The following is a 16,632-nucleotide window of genomic DNA, read 5'->3' on the forward strand; positions in this document are numbered from 1 at the left end:
CCTTTTTGGTAGCTGGAGCTACCAAAAAGGCGCACGGGCGGCGGAGCCGCCTAGAGGCCGGGGCGCTTGCCGATGGTGAGGGTGGGTGTGGAGACACCGGCGAAGAAGTCCTCGCCCTTGTCGTCGACCACGATGAACGCGGGGAAGTCCTCGACCTCGATCTTCCAGACCGCTTCCATGCCGAGCTCTTCGTACTCGACTATCTCGACCTTCTTGATGCAGTCGAGGGCGAGGCGCGCCGCGGGACCGCCGATGGACCCGAGGTAGAAGCCGCCGTACGACTTGCATGCGTCGGTGACCTGCTTGGAGCGGTTGCCCTTCGCGAGCATCACCATCGAGCCGCCCGCGGCCTGGAACTGCTCCACGTAGGAGTCCATGCGACCGGCTGTGGTGGGGCCGAAGGAACCGGACGCCATGCCGTCGGGGGTCTTGGCCGGACCGGCGTAGTACACCGGGTGATCCTTGAGGTATTGCGGCATGTCCTCGCCGGCGTCGAGCCGTTCCTTGATCTTGGCGTGGGCGATGTCGCGTGCGACGACGAGCGGGCCGGTGAGCGACAACCGTGTCTTCACCGGGTGCTTGGACAGCTCGGCGAGGATCTCGGGCATCGGCTTGGTGAGGTCGATCTTCACGGCGGCGCCCTTGCCGGTGCCGGAGACGCCGTCGGTCTCGGCGTCGAGCTGGGCGTCGGTGACCTCGGGGAGGAATCGGCCGGGGTTGAATTCGAGCTGCTCGAGGAAGACGCCCTCGGGGGTGATCTTCGCCTTGGCTTGGCGGTCCGCCGAGCAGGACACGGCGAGCGCGACGGGCAGCGACGCTCCGTGGCGGGGGAGACGGATGACGCGGACGTCGTGGCAGAAGTACTTGCCGCCGAACTGTGCGCCGATGCCGATCTGACGGGTCAGCTCGAGCACCTTCTCCTCGAGCTCCAGGTCGCGGAAGCCGCGGCCCGTGATCGCACCCTCGTTGGGGAGTTCGTCGAGGTAGTGCGCGGACGCGTACTTAGCCGTCTTGAGCGCGAACTCCGCGGACGTGCCGCCGACGACGATCGCGAGGTGGTACGGCGGGCAGGCTGCGGTGCCGAGGGCACGGATCTTCTCCTCGAGGAACCGCATCATGCCGTCCGGGTTCAGGATCGCCTTGGTCTCCTGGAACAGGTAGGACTTGTTGGCGCTGCCGCCGCCCTTGGCCATGTACAGGAACTTGTAGGCGTTCTCGTGGCCGGTTGCCGTGTCGGCGTAGAGCTCGATCTGGGCGGGGAGGTTGCTCCCGGTGTTCTTCTCGTCCCACATCGTGATCGGCGCGTTCTGCGAGTACCGCAGGTTGAGCCGGGTGTAGGCGTCGTAGACGCCCCGGGCGATGGCCTTCTCGTCGTCGCCGGGGGTGAGGACGTGCTGGCCGCGCTTGCCCATGACGATCGCGGTGCCGGTGTCCTGGCACATCGGCAGCACGCCTGCGGCGGAGATGTTGGCGTTCTTGAGCAGATCCAGAGCCACGAACTTGTCGTTGCCCGACGCCTCGGGATCGTCGAGGATGCTTGCGAGCTGCGTCAGATGGTCGCTGCGCAGGTAGTGCGAGATGTCGTGGAGTGCGGTCTCGGTGAGCAGGCGCAGCGCCTCGGGCTCGACGGACAGGAAGGTGCGGCCGTCGGGTCCTTCGACAGTCGACACCCCCTCGGTGGTCAGCAGCCGATACTCGGTGGGGTCCTCACCGATCGGCAGCAAGTCCTCGTAGAGGAAGTCGGCCATTCTATCTCCTGGACAGCGGGTTGTGTGAAGTTCGTATCCAAGGCTAGACGCGGGCTACGGCGGCCCTGTGACGCGGGGGCATGCTTCGACCTGTGCAGTGGCGTGGCTCACAGAGGTTTCGGCGGCGAATCCGTACACTTGACTTGATGCGTGCATACGAACCAGATCGGCCGGCCGAATGACCCTTGAAGTCCAGTACGCCGGAGCTGTCGACGGCGAGAAGTCCGGTGTACGCGCCAAGCGGCCCGTGCTCCACGCCTACCTCGACATCGCGATCGTGGTGGTCGTCCTCGCGGCCACGAATCTGATCGCGCACTTCACCACCGCGTGGGCGAGTATCGCGACCGTCCCCATCGCCGCCGTCGTGCTGCTCGTGCTCACCCGACGCCGAGGACTCGGCTGGGCCGAACTGGGGCTCTCGCCCCGGCACTGGCGAAAGGGTTCGCTGTACGCGCTGGCCGCGATGGGACTCGTGATCGGCGTCGTGGCGATCGGCGCGGCCCTGCCGATCACCCGCCCCTTCTTCATGGCCGACCGGTACGCCACCCTGTCCGGTGCGCTCATCGCGTCGATGATCGTCATCCCGTTGCAGACCGTCATCCCCGAAGAACTCGCGTTCCGCGGTGTGCTGCACGGCACCCTCGACCGGGTGTACGGCGCACGCGGTGTCTTCGCGGCCGGATCGCTGATGTTCGGTCTCTGGCACATCGCGTCTTCGCTGGGACTGACGTCGGGCAACAAGGGGCTGTCCAGCTTCCTCGGCGGCGGCGTCCTCGGTCAGGTGCTCGGCATCCTCGCGGCGGTGGTCGCCACCGCAGCCGCGGGCGTCGTGTTCACCTGGCTCCGTCGCCGCAGCGGCAGTCTGATCGCGCCCATCGCGCTGCACTGGTCGCTGAACGGCGCCGGTGCGCTCGCCGCCGCCATCGTGTGGCACACGACCATGGCCTGAATCCGGAAGTCAGCCGGCTTCCGGGGTGCCGAGCCATTCGAGCAGCTTCTCGTACACCGACTCGTGGTTGAGCATCGTGAAATGGTTCGCGGGCGCGAGGTGCATGCCGTCCTCGTCGCGGAAGCCGATCATCCGCGTCCTGTTCCGGCCGGACGCACTCGGCACCAGCACCATGCCGTCGCCGAGCAGGCGACCCAGCGGATGCCTCGGGCTGCGCGTGATGGTCGCGGAGACGAAGCAGTACATCACGCCGTCGAGGAGCGGGACCTCATTGCACGCCGCGGCGCGGAGCGCGTCCGGATCGCGATCGCGCCAGTCCTCGTCGACGAGCGAACCCTGGTTCAGATCGCGGATGCCGGCGCTCCTTCGGCGCAGGAGCCCGGAGATCGCGCGCGTCTCGGGCAGCGCGGCAAGGCCGGCACTCGCGTAGTGGACGGCCTGCTCCAGCGGGGCGCCGAGGTGGGGTGAGCCGAGGCTCACGACGTGCCGAACCCGCCTCACCCACGGGCGGTCGTCGAGGAAGGCGATCCGGCAGGCGCTGCGGGCGACGAGGCCACCCATGGAATGCCCGACGAGTGCGATCGACTCGACCTCGACCGGCCAGTTCTCGGTGACCGCGTCCAGAAGTTCGGACAGGCTCCTGCCGTTGTCCGAGATGTGCCTGCCGGAGTTGTACCGGATCTGCAGCGCCGTGTACCCGAGGTTCGCCCCGAGTCGTTCACCGTAGGTGGGACGGCCACCCAGCGCCCACGCGTCCTCGGTCTCGACGAGTCCGTGCAGGAAGACGACGATGCGGCCGCCGGCGCGCGGGAAGGCGTCGGCGAGCGTGGACGCGTCCGGCGCGAGCGCGACACCGTTCACCCGTATCGCCAGGGGCTCGGCGAGCGGCGACCCCTCGGATTCCAGTACGTCGCCGATCAGCCCCTGGATCGCGGCAATGGCCCGGGCTCCGCGGCGTGTCTGGGACGGGGCGACGTTCTCCGACGACGGGAGGTCGAGAAACCGTCCTGCGAGGGAACCACCGAGACGTGCGGTGTCGGCGACGAGTGCGTACACGGCGCCCGAGATCTCGTCGTGGAGCACCTTGGCGGGAAGGGCGCGGGGGCCGACGCCGAGCCGGATGCCGGCGAAGACGCGATCCGAGATCGCGCGGTGGATGCTGCCGATGCCGGTGGTGGCGCCCCCGATTTCCTCGAGGGCCAGCCGGGCGAGGGCCCGCACCTCGGAGCGGCGTCGGATCTGCGGGTCTGTCACGAGATTTGAGTGTACGCGTGTGCACTGAGATGCGCGCATGTTACGGAAGTGCCGAAAATGCGCACCGCAGTCGATTATTTCGAGAATAAATCAACGGTGAAGAGGAAAAGTTGATCTTCGAGGGTCGACTCAATTGGTCGACCGACCAATTCCGGAAAAATGCTGGTAACGCGGATTATGAACATGTTCACGTCAGGAAATTACTCATCGTGATCGATTCGTGATCGAGTCGATCGAAGGGCGCTCACAACGCCGTGACGGGGTCCGCGCGCCTGAGCGTGCGAACCCCGTCACGGGTGTTCAAGTCTTGTGCCAGCGAAAATGCTAGCCAATCGTGGCCGCGGCCGCGGTTGCGGCGTCTGCGCCACCGCCCAATGCGTCGGCGGAACCCGAGAAGAAGTCCAGGGCACCGGCGAGGTCGGAGAAGGCGGAGAAGAATTCGGACAGGAAGGCGAGATCCATGCTTTTAACTCCTTGCTCGGTTGTGGGCATTTATGTCGGCGCTGAGCGGGCGCCGGATTCATTCCTACCGTTATTGAAATGAGATCGCAATCCGAGGGTTTAACCGAAATGAAACGCAGGACGAATTACCGGGTTCCGACCAGGTGAGAAGCCCGTGTCTGGATTCACATCCGACGCGCAGGATCCCACGATGTGGGAGCCGGGCAGTGCCCGAATACCGCCGTCGACGGGCGTCGGCGGGGCTATCCTCGTCCCACGACGTGTAGCGCCTTCCGGACATACCGACGTATAGGGGAATCGATCATGCGCAAGACCATCGTCACCGGTATCGCGGTCGCGGCAATCGCGCTGCTCGGCGCGGCCGGCTGCTCCGACGACAGCTCGAACGAGGCTCCGATCGCGACCACGACGACCTCGTCGGCGTCTGACCGGGTGGAAGGCGCGATAAGCAGCGTGCAAGCCACGGCGTCGTCCGCCGTGAACACCGCGCGCGAGGCCACGAAGAACGCGATCAACTCGGCCATCGCGGCGGTCCCGATCGGATTCGAGTCGGGAACCGCCGAGCTCAACGCTGTCTCGGACGTGACCGTCAAGGCGGTGGCCGCCGCGATGAAGGCCGGCGACAGCAAGATCGAGATCGAGGCGTACGCCAGCAACACGGACGAGGCGGCCGCCGAACTACTGGCCGATCAGCGCGCCCAGGCCGTCGCGAACGCACTCGAGGCGCAGGGTGTCGACAAGAGTCGCATCTCGGTCGACGGAACGGCCAACCCGCCCGAAGGTGTCAACGTCGATCAGGTGGAGATCACCGTCGAGGACAGCTGACCGGCCCGGTCAGCGCAGGACCGCCCGGTGCTCGTTGCTGTACGGGATGTGCTCGGCGGTTCTGCCTTCCCGGAGTTTGAGCACCCACTCGGGGTCGGACAGCAGCGCGCGGCCGACGGCCACGAGATCGAACTCGCCGTTCTCGTACTGCGCGAGCAGGCGGTCGATACCGGCGGTGTTCGAGCCGCCGTCCGAGGTGAAGGCCGTCGTGAACACGTCGTCGAGACCCACCGAACCGACCGTGATGGTGGGTAGTCCGGTCAGCCGTTTGGTCCAACCGGCCAGACCGAGTGCCCCGTCGGCACCGGCAAGCTCGGCGAACGCCGGCTCCCAGTGCCTGCGGGTGGACGGGTGCAGCACGTCGACACCGGCGGCGACGAGGGGCGCGAGCACGGCGGCGAGTTCGTCGGGGGACTGCGCGATCCGTGAGTCGTAGTGGTTCGACTTCCACTGGCTGAAGCGGTAGACGATCGCGAAGTCCTCGCCGACGGCCTCGCGGATCGCTGCGACCACCTCGGCGGGGAACCGGGTGCGGGCCTCGAGCGATCCGCCGTAGCCGTCGGAGCGGACGTTGGTGCGGTCCCACAGGAACTGGTCGAGAAGGTAGCCGTGCGCACCGTGCAGTTCGATGCCGTCGAAGCCCACGTCGCGCGCGTTGACGGCGGCCGCCACCCAGGCTTCGCGCAGCGCGTCGAGATCGGACGCGGTGAATTCGCGTCCCAGGCGGGTCCCGTCCAGGGCGATTCCGGACGGGCTGGCGGTGGTCATGTCGGGATTCATGCGGGGCTGCGGGCCGCGTTCGACGCCCAGGTGCCACAACTGCGGGATGATCTGCCCGCCCTCGTCGTGGACGGCGTCCACCACCGATTTCCAGCCCGCGAGACTGTCCTGTCCGTAGAGGAGCGGCACCCGGGTGTGGGATCCGGCGGCCGGGTCGGGAATGTACGTGCCCTCGGTGATGACGAGTCCGACCCCGCCCGCCGCGCGCCGGCGGTAGTACGCCGCCACATCGTCCCCGGGAATGCCGTCGGGGGAGAAAGCCCTGGTCATGGGCGCCATCGCGAAGCGGTTCCGGAGCTGGAGGGATTTGACGGCGAACGGCTCGAAGAGCCCGTCCACGGGCAGCGGTGTTTCGGTCATGCCTGTCTGCAACTGATCTTGGTTACGCACTATTCCTGCATACGACCTGTCGTGTAGTTGTAATCTGAAGTCACAGTCGACACTCGCTGCCGGCGCGTGGGTTCTCGCCCGCGCCCGGTCTGACGGGAGGGTGCACTGATGGGCGCGAACGACGGAAAACCTGCCGATTTGGTGCTGTTCGGTGACGTGGTCACCATGAACGACGCCGCGCCACGCGCTCGGGCGGTCGCGGTGCGCGACGGGCGGATCGCCGCCGTCGGCAACGATGCCGCGGTGTTTCCGCTGATCGGGCCGGCAACGATCACGGTCGACGTGCACCGCGCATGCATACTCCCGGGTTTCATCGAGGCGCACGGCCATCCGCTGAACTCCGCAGTCTTGCTCGGCGAACCGGTCGTGGACATCAGGCCGGTGACCATCGCGGACGCGGGGGAGGTGGTCGACGCCGTCCGCCGCGCCGTCGACGAACACCCAGACGGCGCCGTGCTCAACGGCTGGGACTCCCTGCTCCAGAAGGGGCTGCCCGAACCGACCCGCGAATGGCTCAATTCCGTCGCTCCCGACACGTCCCTGGTGATCCTGCACAACACCGGCCACGTGGCCTACTTCAACGACGTCGCCGCGCGAGATTCCGGATTGACCAAGGACACGCCGGACCCCGAGGGCGGCAGTTTCGGCCGCGACGAGTCGGGTGAACTGGACGGTTCGGCGTTCGAGGCGCCCGCAGTGATGGCGGTGGCCGCCACGATCCTCGCCGGAGCCAGCACCCGGCTCCCCGAGCTCCTCGCCGCGGAATGCGCGCGGATGAACGCGGCAGGGATCACCACCGCCAGTGAGATGGCATTCGACCCACGCTTCCGGAGCGCCTTGACGGCGTTCGCCCGGTCCGGCGCTCTCACCACCCGACTGCGGCTGTACGAGATGTCGAACCCGGAGCGCACCTCCGAAGTGTCACCCGGAGTGGGCAACGACCTGCTGCGCCAGGTGGGCATCAAGATCTGGTCGGACGGCTCGCCGTGGGTGGGCAACGCGGCCACCAGCTTTCCGTACCTCGACACGGACGTCACCCGGTCACTCGGCCTTGCCGGAACCCGTGGGGAGGCCAATTACACGGAGGACGAGATTCTCGAGATCAGCAAGCCGTATTTCGAGAACGGCTGGCAGATCTCGTGCCATGCCAACGGTGACGCCGCGGTCGCCCTGGTACTCGACGCGTGGCAGCGGATGCTCGCAGACTCCCCACGCGAAGATCACCGACTCCGACTCGAGCACGTCGGGGCGATGACCCCGGATCAGTTCCGCCGAGCGACCGAACTCGGCGTCACGTGCAGCATTTTCGTCGACCACCTCTACTACTGGGGCGACGTGCTCGTCGACGACCTGTTCGGTCCCGAGCGCGGAGCACGTTGGGCGGCTGCAGGTTCCGCGATCAAGGCGGGCCAGCGGATCTCGTTCCACAACGACGGCCCGGTCACCCCGACCAACCCGCTGCGCAACATCGCCGACGCCGTCACCCGCCGCACCCGGTCGGGACGTGTGCTCGCTCCCGAGGAACGGATTTCCGTCCCGGATGCCCTGCGCGCGGAGACGATCAACTCGGCGTGGCATCTCCGAAGCGAGGACGCGATCGGGGCGATCGTCCCCGGTATGCACGCCGATATCGTCGTGTTGTCGGCCAACCCACTTCTGGTGGATCCCGACGACATCGCGGACCTCGAGGTGCTCGCCACGATCCTGGAGGGTCGAACGGTCTTCGGAAAGCTGGAGTGATCCGGTTGGCGCCCGGGTCGAGGGCTCTGCGGTCGATCGGGACGTCAGCCGGAAACTGGATCCGGACTTCGGGTTACACCCGCAAATGGCTGGTTCTCGGCGTCGTGATCGGGATCGTCGCCGGGCTCGGAGCGGTCGTGTTCTACGTCGCGCTGAGGGAGGCGACGCAACTGCTGATCGTCGGCATCGGGGGCTACCACCCGCCGACCGCGGCGGGTGACGGAGGGGCGGTCGGCAGCCGGGAGTTCACGAGACCGTGGGCGATCCCGCTCGTGGTGTGTCTGGGTGGTCTGGTGTCGGGCATCATCGTGTTCACGCTGGCACCGGAGGCCGAGGGGCACGGCACCGACGCCGCGATCGACGCCGTGCACCGGGACCCCCGGATGATCCGCGTCCGCGTCGTCCTCGTGAAGCTGGTCGCGTCCGCGATCACGATCGGGTCCGGCGGGTCCGGCGGTCGCGAGGGACCCACCGCGCAGATCTCGGCGGGTTTCGGATCGCTCCTCGCCCGCAGGCTGGACCTGTCCCCACGGGACGGTCGGATCGCCGTGGCGATCGGGATCGGCTCCGGCATCGGTGCGATCTTCGGCGCCCCGCTCGGCGGCGCGGTGTTGTGCTGCACGATTCCTTACAAGGAAGACTTCGATTTCGAGGTGCTCGTGCCGGCGCTGGTCACGTCGATCGTCAGCTACACCGTGTTCGGTAGCTTCCTCGGTTTCGGTCCGCTGTTCGGCTACGCCGCTCAGGACTACGTCTTCGACACCCCGGTCCAGCTGGTGTGGTTCGCGCTCATCGGTGTGCTCGGCGGCCTGATCGGGTTGCTGTACAGCGGGACGTTCTACACGGCCGTCGATCTCACCCACCGTCTGCCCGGCAGCCGGATCGTCAAACCGGCGGTCGGCGGGCTGCTCGTCGGACTGATGGCGCTCCTGTTGCCGGAGGTGCTGGGCAGCGGCTACGGCTGGATCCAGCAGTCGATGGCCCGCGGCGACCTCACGGCCATCCCGTTGTGGGTGGTGCTGCTGTTGCCGTTCGCGAAGATCCTCGCGACGTCGCTGTCCATCGGTTCGGGGGGATCCGGCGGGATCTTCGGCCCGGGAATGGTGATCGGGGCGTTCACCGGCGCCGCGGTGTGGCGGCTGCTGGAACCGATCGCCCCGGGCGTCCCCGACAATCCGGCGCCCTTCGTCATCGTCGGCATGATGGCCTGCTTCGGGAGCATCGCCCGCGCTCCCCTCGCGGTGATGTTGATGGTCGCGGAGATGACGGGAAGCGTCGGTGTGCTGGTGCCGGGGATGATCGCCGTCGGGCTCGCCTATCTCATCGTGCGCCGATCGGGGAAGACGATCTACCGGGCGCAGCTCGAGAACCGTGCGGAGGCTCGGCTCGGCTCGGGATGATCGGATCGGGGTCCGTGTGCGGTGGGCCGGGTGGATTCCGGCATGCTTGTGGCCATGACTGTTCACGTTCCTCAGTACGTCGACCTCCTCTGGCCAGCGCTTCAGGCTGCCATTGCTCTCGGTGGTTCGGCGTCCAACGAGGAGCTCGACAGCGCCGTCGTTGAGCGAGAAGGGCTTTCGTCCGACGTGCAGGGCGTGCTGCACGGTGACGGTCCGAGCACCGAGATCGAGTACCGGTTGGCGTGGGCCCGCACCTACCTCAAGGGGATGGGTCTGCTCACGAACAGCCGGCGCGGGGTGTGGAGCGTGACGGAGAAGGGCCGCGAGGTCGCCGAGAGCGAGATCCGCCCGCTGCACGCCGAGTTCTCCGCCGAGAATCGCAAGAAGAATGCCGCCCGCAAATCGGCGAAGGCGGCGTCCCGCAGGAACGACGAACCGGATGCCAACATCGCCGAGGCCGAGAACGACGCGGACTGGAAGGACCTCCTGCTCGACACGGTCCTGAAGATGTCGCCGCCCGCGTTCGAGCGGCTGACCCAGCGGTTGCTGCGGGAGGCCGGATTTTCGAGCGCGTCCGTCACCGGTCGCGGCGGCGACGGGGACATCGAGGGCCTCGGCGTGTACCAGTTGTCGCTGCTCAGTTTCCCCGTGTTCTTCCAGTGCAAGCGCTACAGCGGCAGCGTCGGGGCGGGGGCGGTGCGCGATTTCCGCGGCGCGATGGCGGGCCGCGGCGAAAAGGGCCTGCTCATCACCACCGGAACATTCACCGGTGACGCCCGCACGGAGTCCAAGAGGGATGGGGCGCCGCCGATCGATCTGATCGACGGAGACCGGCTGTGCGACCTGTTGAAGGAGCATTCACTGGGTGTCCAGACCACTACGCGTCTCGTCGAGGACGTCGAGGTCAGGTCCGATTACTTCCACTCTCTGGAGCCCAAATGATCAGCGCCGGGTCACCGACCCGGCGCCTGGATACTCTTTCCCGTTGCGGTATGGCCACGAAGCGATCACGCAGGCCCTGAAGCGGTGCCGACAGCGTCTTCCCGTGTGTAAAGAGGAAGTTAAATACACATGTCACTGACGTGAAAAGCGACCGAGGGAAGTCGATATGACGACCACATCGCCGTGGCCGTTGATGGGCCGCACGGTACGGCCGCCGGCGGGGATGCTGGCGGACCGGCGGTTCGGGGTGCTCGTCGACCAGTTCTTCGGACTCTTCCACGACGCCAGCCAGGGCGGTGGCGCCCTGGCCGTCTACCTCCACGGTGAACCGGTCGTCGACGTGTGGGCCGGGTGGGCGAGCCGCGACACGTTCTGGCAGGACGATACCGTCACCCTCACGTTCTCCACGGGCAAGGGCGTCGCGTCCACCGTTCTGCACCGACTCGCCGGACGCGGGATCCTCGACTACGAGGCGCCGGTGGCGCAGTACTGGCCCGAGTTCGCCGCCGAGGGCAAGGACGAGATCACGGTGCGCGAACTGCTGTCGCACCGCGCCGGACTGCACCGGGTACGTGGGCTCGTGCCCGGACCGCTGAGTCTGATGGACCATTCCCTGGTCAGCGCCGCACTGGCCGCGGCGACCCCGGATCAGCGGCGGCTGAAGGTCCCCGGCTATCACGCGGTGACGTTCGGCTCGCTCGTCGCCGAACTGACGTCCCGCGCGGCCGGGAAACCCTTCACCGAGCTGGTGCGCACCGAGGTCGCCGAACCGCTCGGGGTGAAGGAATTCTGGTACGAGGTGCCGCCGGCCGAGCGTGCCCGGATCGCGAGGACCTTCCCCCACATCAACCCGTTCGGCGTTCCGTGGGGAGCCACGTCGTTCGCGATGTCGCGGCTGCCCGGTCTGCGCAACGTGGCCGACGCCGGCATGCCCGCCGGTTTCGACGCCCTCGTCCGCAACCCTGCGATCCACGACAGCGTGATGCCGGGGTGGAATGGCGTGTTCAGCGCCCGCGCGCTGGCGCGGATGTACGGGGCGCTGGCGAACGGCGGAACCGTCGGCGGTGTGGAGTTCCTCCCGCCGGACGTCGTGGCGCAGCTGAGCCAGGTACAGACGACGGCCCGCGACTACGTCCTGGGCATACCGATGAACTGGCGGCTCGGCTACCACGCGGGGATGGTGGCACGTCGCAGGCAGCCGTCGAATACCTTCGGGCACTACGGGTTGGGCGGGTCGGGTGCGTTCGCCGACGCCGACACCGGGCTGTCGATCGCATTCGTCACCAACCGGCTCGGCAACATGCTGACCCCCATCGCCGATCTCCGCCTGCCGAAGCTCGGCTCGACGGCGCTCGCCATCGCCGAGAGGCTGTAGCCGGGGCAGTTCCGGCCGTCGGTGGAACCAATTCGATTTCGACGCGCCGTTTTTCGATCGCCGCGAGCCGCAGGTCTGGAGGGCGGGGGACCGGTAGCATCGTGTCCGTGACCGACGCGACCGCCCACACCAGCCGTCCCGATCGGTTGCGTGTCCTCGTCTACAGCGACGATGCGACCACCCGCCAGAAGGTCGTTCTGGCGCTGGGGACGCGTCCGCACCCCGACCTTCCGGAGTTGGAGTACGTCGAGGTGGCGACCGCGCCCGTGGTGATCCGGCAGATGGATGCAGGCGGTATCGACCTGGCCGTTCTGGACGGGGAGGCGGTGCCCGCGGGCGGGATGGGGATCGCGAAGCAGTTGAAGGACGAGATCGACGACTGTCCCCCGATCCTGGTCCTGACCGGGCGCCCCGACGACGCCTGGCTGGCCAGCTGGTCGCGGGCGGAGGCCGCCGTGCCGCATCCGCTGGACCCGATCCGGTTGTCCGAAGCGGTCATAGCGCTGCTGCGCACCCGCCTCTCAGCTTAGGCTCTCCTGACTCCGTTTCCTGCCGCGTGAAGGTGCATCGAGCGCCTGTGCCGCAGGGGTTTTCCGCACTTCGAGATCGCCTGGAACTCGCACGGTCAAATCGACCGGGCTCGACGACTTCCCTTGTACGCTGTGGCATAACTCACAAGAGCGTAGCTTCGGAAACGACCGTCCGGGAATCGGGCGGACAGGCTCGGGAAGAGGGGAGCTGAGACGGCATGAATGTGTACGTGCCGATCCTCGTGCTCGGGGCGATTGCGGTCGCGTTCGCGGTCTTCTCCGTGATCGTGGCGAGGATCGTCGGACCGAGGCGCTACAACCGTGCCAAGCTCGACGCCTACGAGTGCGGCATCGAGCCGACACTCTCGCCTCTGGGTGCGGGCCGCATCCCGGTGAAGTACTACCTCACGGCCATGCTGTTCATCATCTTCGACATCGAGATCGTGTTCCTCTATCCGTGGGCTGTTCATTTCGATGCTCTCGGCTTCTTCGGTCTCGGGGCCATGGCCCTGTTCATCTTCAACGTCTCCGTCGCCTATGCGTACGAGTGGCGGCGTGGCGGTCTCAGTTGGGACTGACCGGTCCCGCCAGCGATCCAAAAGCTAAGTCGGAAGAGAAGAGTCGGATATGGGCATCGAGGAGAAGCTGCCGAGCGGCTTCCTGCTGACCACGGTCGAGGGGCTCGCGGGTTACGTCCGCAAGGGTTCGCTGTGGCCGGCGAGTTTCGGGCTCGCCTGCTGTGCGATCGAGATGATGGCCACCGCCGGCGGACGCTTCGACATCGCCCGTTTCGGCATGGAGGCGTTCCGGGCGTCGCCGCGGCAGGCGGACCTGATGATCGTGGCCGGCCGGGTGAGCCAGAAGATGGCCCCGGTGCTGCGGCAGATCTACGACCAGATGGTGGAGCCGAAGTGGGTGCTGGCGATGGGCGTCTGCGCGTCGTCGGGCGGCATGTTCAACAACTACGCGATCGTGCAGGGCGTCGACCACATCGTGCCGGTGGACATCTATCTGCCCGGGTGTCCGCCGCGGCCGGAGATGCTGCTGAACGCGATCCTCACTCTGCACGAGAAGATCCAGCAGATGCCGCTCGGCGTTCACCGCGAGGAGGTGGCGCGGGCGGCGGAGCAGGCGGCGCTGGCCGCCACCCCCACCATCCAGATGAAGGGCCTCCTGAGATGACCGGCGTGGGAACGCGGGAGCGAACCGAGCCGAGATCCGGCGTCTGGGCCGTGCGGTCTGGACTGAGGAACGAGGGAGCGTAGCGAGTGAGTGACGAGGGAAGAGCGCACGAGACAGACCAGACGCCTGCGAGCGAAGCGAGCCATGTCCCCGCGAGCAATGTCCCAGAACAGATCGGTGTGCGCAAGGGTTTGTTCGGGGTGCGGGGTAGTGGGGATACGTCGGGGTATGGGCGGTTGGTGCGTCCGGTGTTGTTGCCGGGGAGCACGCCGCGGCCGTTCGGGGGGTATTTCGATGAGGTCGCGGATGGGCTGGAGGCGGCGTTGGCGGAGTCGGGTGTGGGTTTCGAGGTGGCGATCGAGTCGGTTGTGGTGTTTCGGGGTGAGGTGACGTTCGGTGTGCGGCGGGAGTTTTTGCCGTTGGTGGCGCGTGCGTTGCGTGATGAGCCGGATTTGCGGTTCGAGATGTGTCTGGGTGTGAATGGCGTGCATTTCCCGCAGGATGCGGGCCGGGAGTTGCATGCGGTGTATCCGTTGTTGTCGATTACGCACAATCGTCGGATTCGTGTGGAGGTGACGGCGCCGGATGCGGATCCGCACATCCCGTCGTTGTATGAGGTGTATCCGACGAACGATTGGCATGAGCGGGAGACGTACGACTTCTTCGGGATCGTGTTCGATGGTCATCCGTCGTTGACCCGGATCGAGATGCCGGATGACTGGCCGGGTCATCCGCAGCGGAAGGACTATCCGCTCGGCGGCATTCCCGTCGAGTACAAGGGCGCGGAGATCGCGCCGCCCGACGAGCGGCGGGGGTACAACTGATGAGCGAGGACACGGTTTTCACTGTCGCCGGTCAGGACTGGGACGAGGTCGTGGATGCGGTAAAGGCGTCGGATGCGGGTTCGGAGGGCGGCGAGGAGCGGATCGTCGTCAATATGGGTCCTCAGCATCCGTCGACGCACGGGGTGCTGCGGCTCATTCTGGAGATCGAGGGTGAGACGGTCACGGAGGCCCGGTGCGGCATCGGTTATCTGCATACGGGGATCGAGAAGAACCTCGAGTATCGGACGTGGACGCAGGGCGTGACGTTTGTGACGCGGATGGATTACCTGTCGCCGTTCTTCAACGAGACGGCGTATTGCCTCGGTGTGGAGAAGTTGCTCGACATCACGGATCAGGTGCCGGAGCGGGCGAGTGTCATCCGGGTGATGTTGATGGAACTCAATCGCATCTCCTCGCATCTGGTGGCGTTGGCCACGGGTGGCATGGAGTTGGGGGCGGTCACGGCGATGTTGTTCGGTTTCCGGGAACGTGAGCTGGTTCTGGACGTGTTCGAGATGATCACGGGACTGCGCATGAATCATGCGTACATCCGGCCGGGCGGTTTGTCGCAGGATCTGCCGGAGGGTGCGGTGGAGAAGGTGCGCGAGTTGCTCACGTTGATGCCGGAACGGCTGCGGGACATGGAGAATCTGCTCAACGACAACCGCATCTGGAAGGGCCGTACGAAGGGCATCGGGTATCTCGACCTCACGGGGTGCATGGCGCTCGGTATCACGGGTCCGATGCTGCGTGCGACGGGTCTGCCGCACGATCTGCGTAAGTCGCAGCCGTATTGCGGTTACGAGAATTACGAGTTCGCCGTCAGCACCGATACGGGGTGTGACGCGTACGGCCGCTACTTGATCCGGGTCGACGAGATGAAGGAGTCGCTGAAGATCGTCGAGCAGTGCCTCGACAAGTTGCGGCCGGGCCCGATCATGGCGGAGGACAAGAAGATCGCGTGGCCGGCGGATCTGACGTTGGGTCCCGACGGTCTGGGAAATTCGCCCGGGCACGTCCGCGAGATCATGGATTCCTCGATGGAGTCGCTGATTCATCACTTCAAGTTGGTGACGGAGGGTTTCCGGGTGCCGCCGGGCCAGGTGTATGTGGCGGTGGAGTCGCCGCGGGGTGAGCTCGGTGTGCACATGGTGAGCGACGGCGGTACGCGCCCGTACCGGGTGCATTTCCGGGATCCGTCGTTCACGAACCTGCAGTCGGTGGCGGCCACGTGTGAGGGCGGCATGGTTGCGGATGTCATTGCCGCGGTCGCGAGCATCGATCCTGTGATGGGGGGAGTGGACCGATGACCGAGCAAGCAGCACCAAAGCAAACACCCATCTTCATCGAGTTCGGCCCCCGGCCGGAGGAGAACGGGCTGCTGGTGCGGCCGGGTGCGCGTGAGGAGTATCCGCCGGAGGTCCGTGCGCGGCTGGACGCCGACGCCGACGTCGTCATCGCGCGTTACCCGAATTCGCGTTCCGCGCTGCTGCCGCTGTTGCATCTGGTGCAGGCGGAGGACGGGTGCATCACGCCGGCGGGGATCGAGTTCTGTGCCGGCCGGCTCGGGTTGACCGGCGCGGAGGTGGCTGCGGTGGCGACCTTCTATTCGATGTACCGCCGCGACCCGACGGGCGACTACTACGTCGGAGTGTGCACCAACACGTTGTGCGCGATCATGGGCGGCGACGCGATCCTCGCCGCGCTGGAGGAGCATCTCGACCTGCCGCACGGTGGCACGTCCGCCGACGGCACGGTCACGCTGGAGCACATCGAGTGCAATGCGGCGTGCGATTACGCCCCGGTGGTGATGGTCAATTGGGAGTTCTTCGACAACCAGACTCCGGAGTCGGCTCGCTCACTCGTCGATTCGCTGCGTTCGGGGGAGCGGGTGACGCCGAGCCGCGGTGCGGCTCTGTGCACGTTCCGGGAGACCGCCCGCATTCTCGCCGGGTTCCCCGACGAGCGCCCCGGTGCGCTGGCGGAGGGTGGTACCGCGGGCGACGCCACACTGGCCGGCCTGCGCGTGGCGCACGAACGGGGCATGGCGGCACCGGATCCTGCGGAGACCTCGCTGATCCCGGCGCCGCAGTCGCGGGACACCGAGCCGGTGGCGGCGGAATCGGCGAAGGACCAGCCGGCGCCGGCCCCGTCCGCGACGGTGCCTCCGGAACGGTCCACCTCCGAGACGGATCCGACGGCCACCGACCCGGGTCGAAAGGGAGACTGAC

At 66.9% G+C, this 16,632-nt stretch carries 16 protein-coding genes; 12 read left to right on the top strand and 4 right to left on the bottom strand.

All coding sequences use genetic code 11. The features are described from left to right. Window positions 1-50 precede the first annotated feature (50 nt). Window positions 51-1,748, bottom strand: coding sequence for a fumarate hydratase (locus ACFWAY_RS45025; protein WP_005239073.1), 1,698 nt, complete (start codon window positions 1,746-1,748; stop codon window positions 51-53). Window positions 1,749-1,926: 178 nt separating this feature from the next. Here ACFWAY_RS45025 and ACFWAY_RS45030 point away from each other — a divergent pair, with 178 nt between their 5' ends. Then, entirely contained in the window at window positions 1,927-2,697 is a 771-nt protein-coding gene (locus ACFWAY_RS45030) for a type II CAAX prenyl endopeptidase Rce1 family protein (protein ID WP_378451613.1), read from the top strand. Between the two features lie 9 nt (window positions 2,698-2,706). Here the strand turns inward: ACFWAY_RS45030 and ACFWAY_RS45035 are convergent, their stop codons facing one another. Continuing rightward, window positions 2,707-3,951, bottom strand: coding sequence for an esterase/lipase family protein (locus ACFWAY_RS45035; protein ID WP_378515123.1), 1,245 nt, complete (start codon window positions 3,949-3,951; stop codon window positions 2,707-2,709). 324 nt (window positions 3,952-4,275) lie between these two features. Further along, the gene (locus ACFWAY_RS45040) at window positions 4,276-4,413 is read right to left on the bottom strand and encodes a hypothetical protein (protein WP_009479155.1); all 138 of its coding nucleotides are present in this window, start codon (window positions 4,411-4,413) and stop codon (window positions 4,276-4,278) included. Window positions 4,414-4,716: 303 nt separating this feature from the next. On the opposite strand from ACFWAY_RS45040, the gene ACFWAY_RS45045 reads away from it, so the two are divergent. Next, complete coding sequence (locus ACFWAY_RS45045) at window positions 4,717-5,238, top strand: OmpA family protein (protein ID WP_378451611.1); 522 nt, start codon at window positions 4,717-4,719, stop codon at window positions 5,236-5,238. Between the two features lie 9 nt (window positions 5,239-5,247). On the opposite strand, the gene ACFWAY_RS45050 is transcribed toward ACFWAY_RS45045, so the two are convergent. Further along, entirely contained in the window at window positions 5,248-6,378 is a 1,131-nt protein-coding gene (locus ACFWAY_RS45050) for an NADH:flavin oxidoreductase (RefSeq protein ID WP_378515125.1), read from the bottom strand. 138 nt (window positions 6,379-6,516) lie between these two features. On the opposite strand from ACFWAY_RS45050, the gene ACFWAY_RS45055 reads away from it, so the two are divergent. From ACFWAY_RS45055 to nuoE, 10 genes are all read left to right on the top strand, one after another. Then, complete coding sequence (locus ACFWAY_RS45055) at window positions 6,517-8,148, top strand: amidohydrolase (protein ID WP_378515126.1); 1,632 nt, start codon at window positions 6,517-6,519, stop codon at window positions 8,146-8,148. Further along, window positions 8,145-9,548 (top strand): chloride channel protein, encoded by a 1,404-nt coding sequence (locus ACFWAY_RS45060; RefSeq protein ID WP_378515127.1) that lies wholly within the window; start codon window positions 8,145-8,147, stop codon window positions 9,546-9,548. Before ACFWAY_RS45055 ends, ACFWAY_RS45060 begins: the two co-directional genes overlap by 4 nt. Before the next feature lie 42 nt (window positions 9,549-9,590). Beyond that, window positions 9,591-10,490, top strand: coding sequence for a restriction endonuclease (locus tag ACFWAY_RS45065; protein ID WP_005253670.1), 900 nt, complete (start codon window positions 9,591-9,593; stop codon window positions 10,488-10,490). A gap of 166 nt (window positions 10,491-10,656) precedes the next feature. After that, a complete protein-coding gene (locus tag ACFWAY_RS45070) occupies window positions 10,657-11,865 on the top strand; it encodes a serine hydrolase domain-containing protein (protein WP_378451606.1) in 1,209 nt (402 codons plus the stop codon). A gap of 107 nt (window positions 11,866-11,972) precedes the next feature. Further along, complete coding sequence (locus tag ACFWAY_RS45075; RefSeq protein ID WP_378451605.1) at window positions 11,973-12,395, top strand: hypothetical protein; 423 nt, start codon at window positions 11,973-11,975, stop codon at window positions 12,393-12,395. A gap of 218 nt (window positions 12,396-12,613) precedes the next feature. Continuing rightward, window positions 12,614-12,973, top strand: coding sequence for an NADH-quinone oxidoreductase subunit A (locus tag ACFWAY_RS45080; RefSeq protein WP_005239104.1), 360 nt, complete (start codon window positions 12,614-12,616; stop codon window positions 12,971-12,973). A 49-nt stretch (window positions 12,974-13,022) separates the two neighbouring features. After that, window positions 13,023-13,577: an NADH-quinone oxidoreductase subunit B family protein gene (locus ACFWAY_RS45085; RefSeq protein WP_005239105.1), complete on the top strand. Its 555-nt coding sequence runs from the start codon at window positions 13,023-13,025 to the stop codon at window positions 13,575-13,577. Window positions 13,578-13,663: 86 nt separating this feature from the next. After that, window positions 13,664-14,401: an NADH-quinone oxidoreductase subunit C gene (locus ACFWAY_RS45090; protein ID WP_378451604.1), complete on the top strand. Its 738-nt coding sequence runs from the start codon at window positions 13,664-13,666 to the stop codon at window positions 14,399-14,401. Further along, entirely contained in the window at window positions 14,401-15,711 is a 1,311-nt protein-coding gene (gene nuoD / locus ACFWAY_RS45095; protein WP_378515128.1) for an NADH dehydrogenase (quinone) subunit D, read from the top strand. Before ACFWAY_RS45090 ends, nuoD begins: the two co-directional genes overlap by 1 nt. Further along, window positions 15,708-16,631, top strand: a complete 924-nt coding sequence (gene nuoE, locus ACFWAY_RS45100) for an NADH-quinone oxidoreductase subunit NuoE (RefSeq protein ID WP_378515129.1) — start codon at window positions 15,708-15,710, stop codon at window positions 16,629-16,631. The genes nuoD and nuoE overlap by 4 nt, the downstream gene beginning before the upstream one ends. The last annotated feature ends 1 nt before the right edge of the window (window position 16,632 follow it).

The sequence above is a fragment of the Rhodococcus sp. NPDC059968 genome, assembly GCF_042738615.1.
Classification (GTDB): domain Bacteria; phylum Actinomycetota; class Actinomycetes; order Mycobacteriales; family Mycobacteriaceae; genus Rhodococcus_F.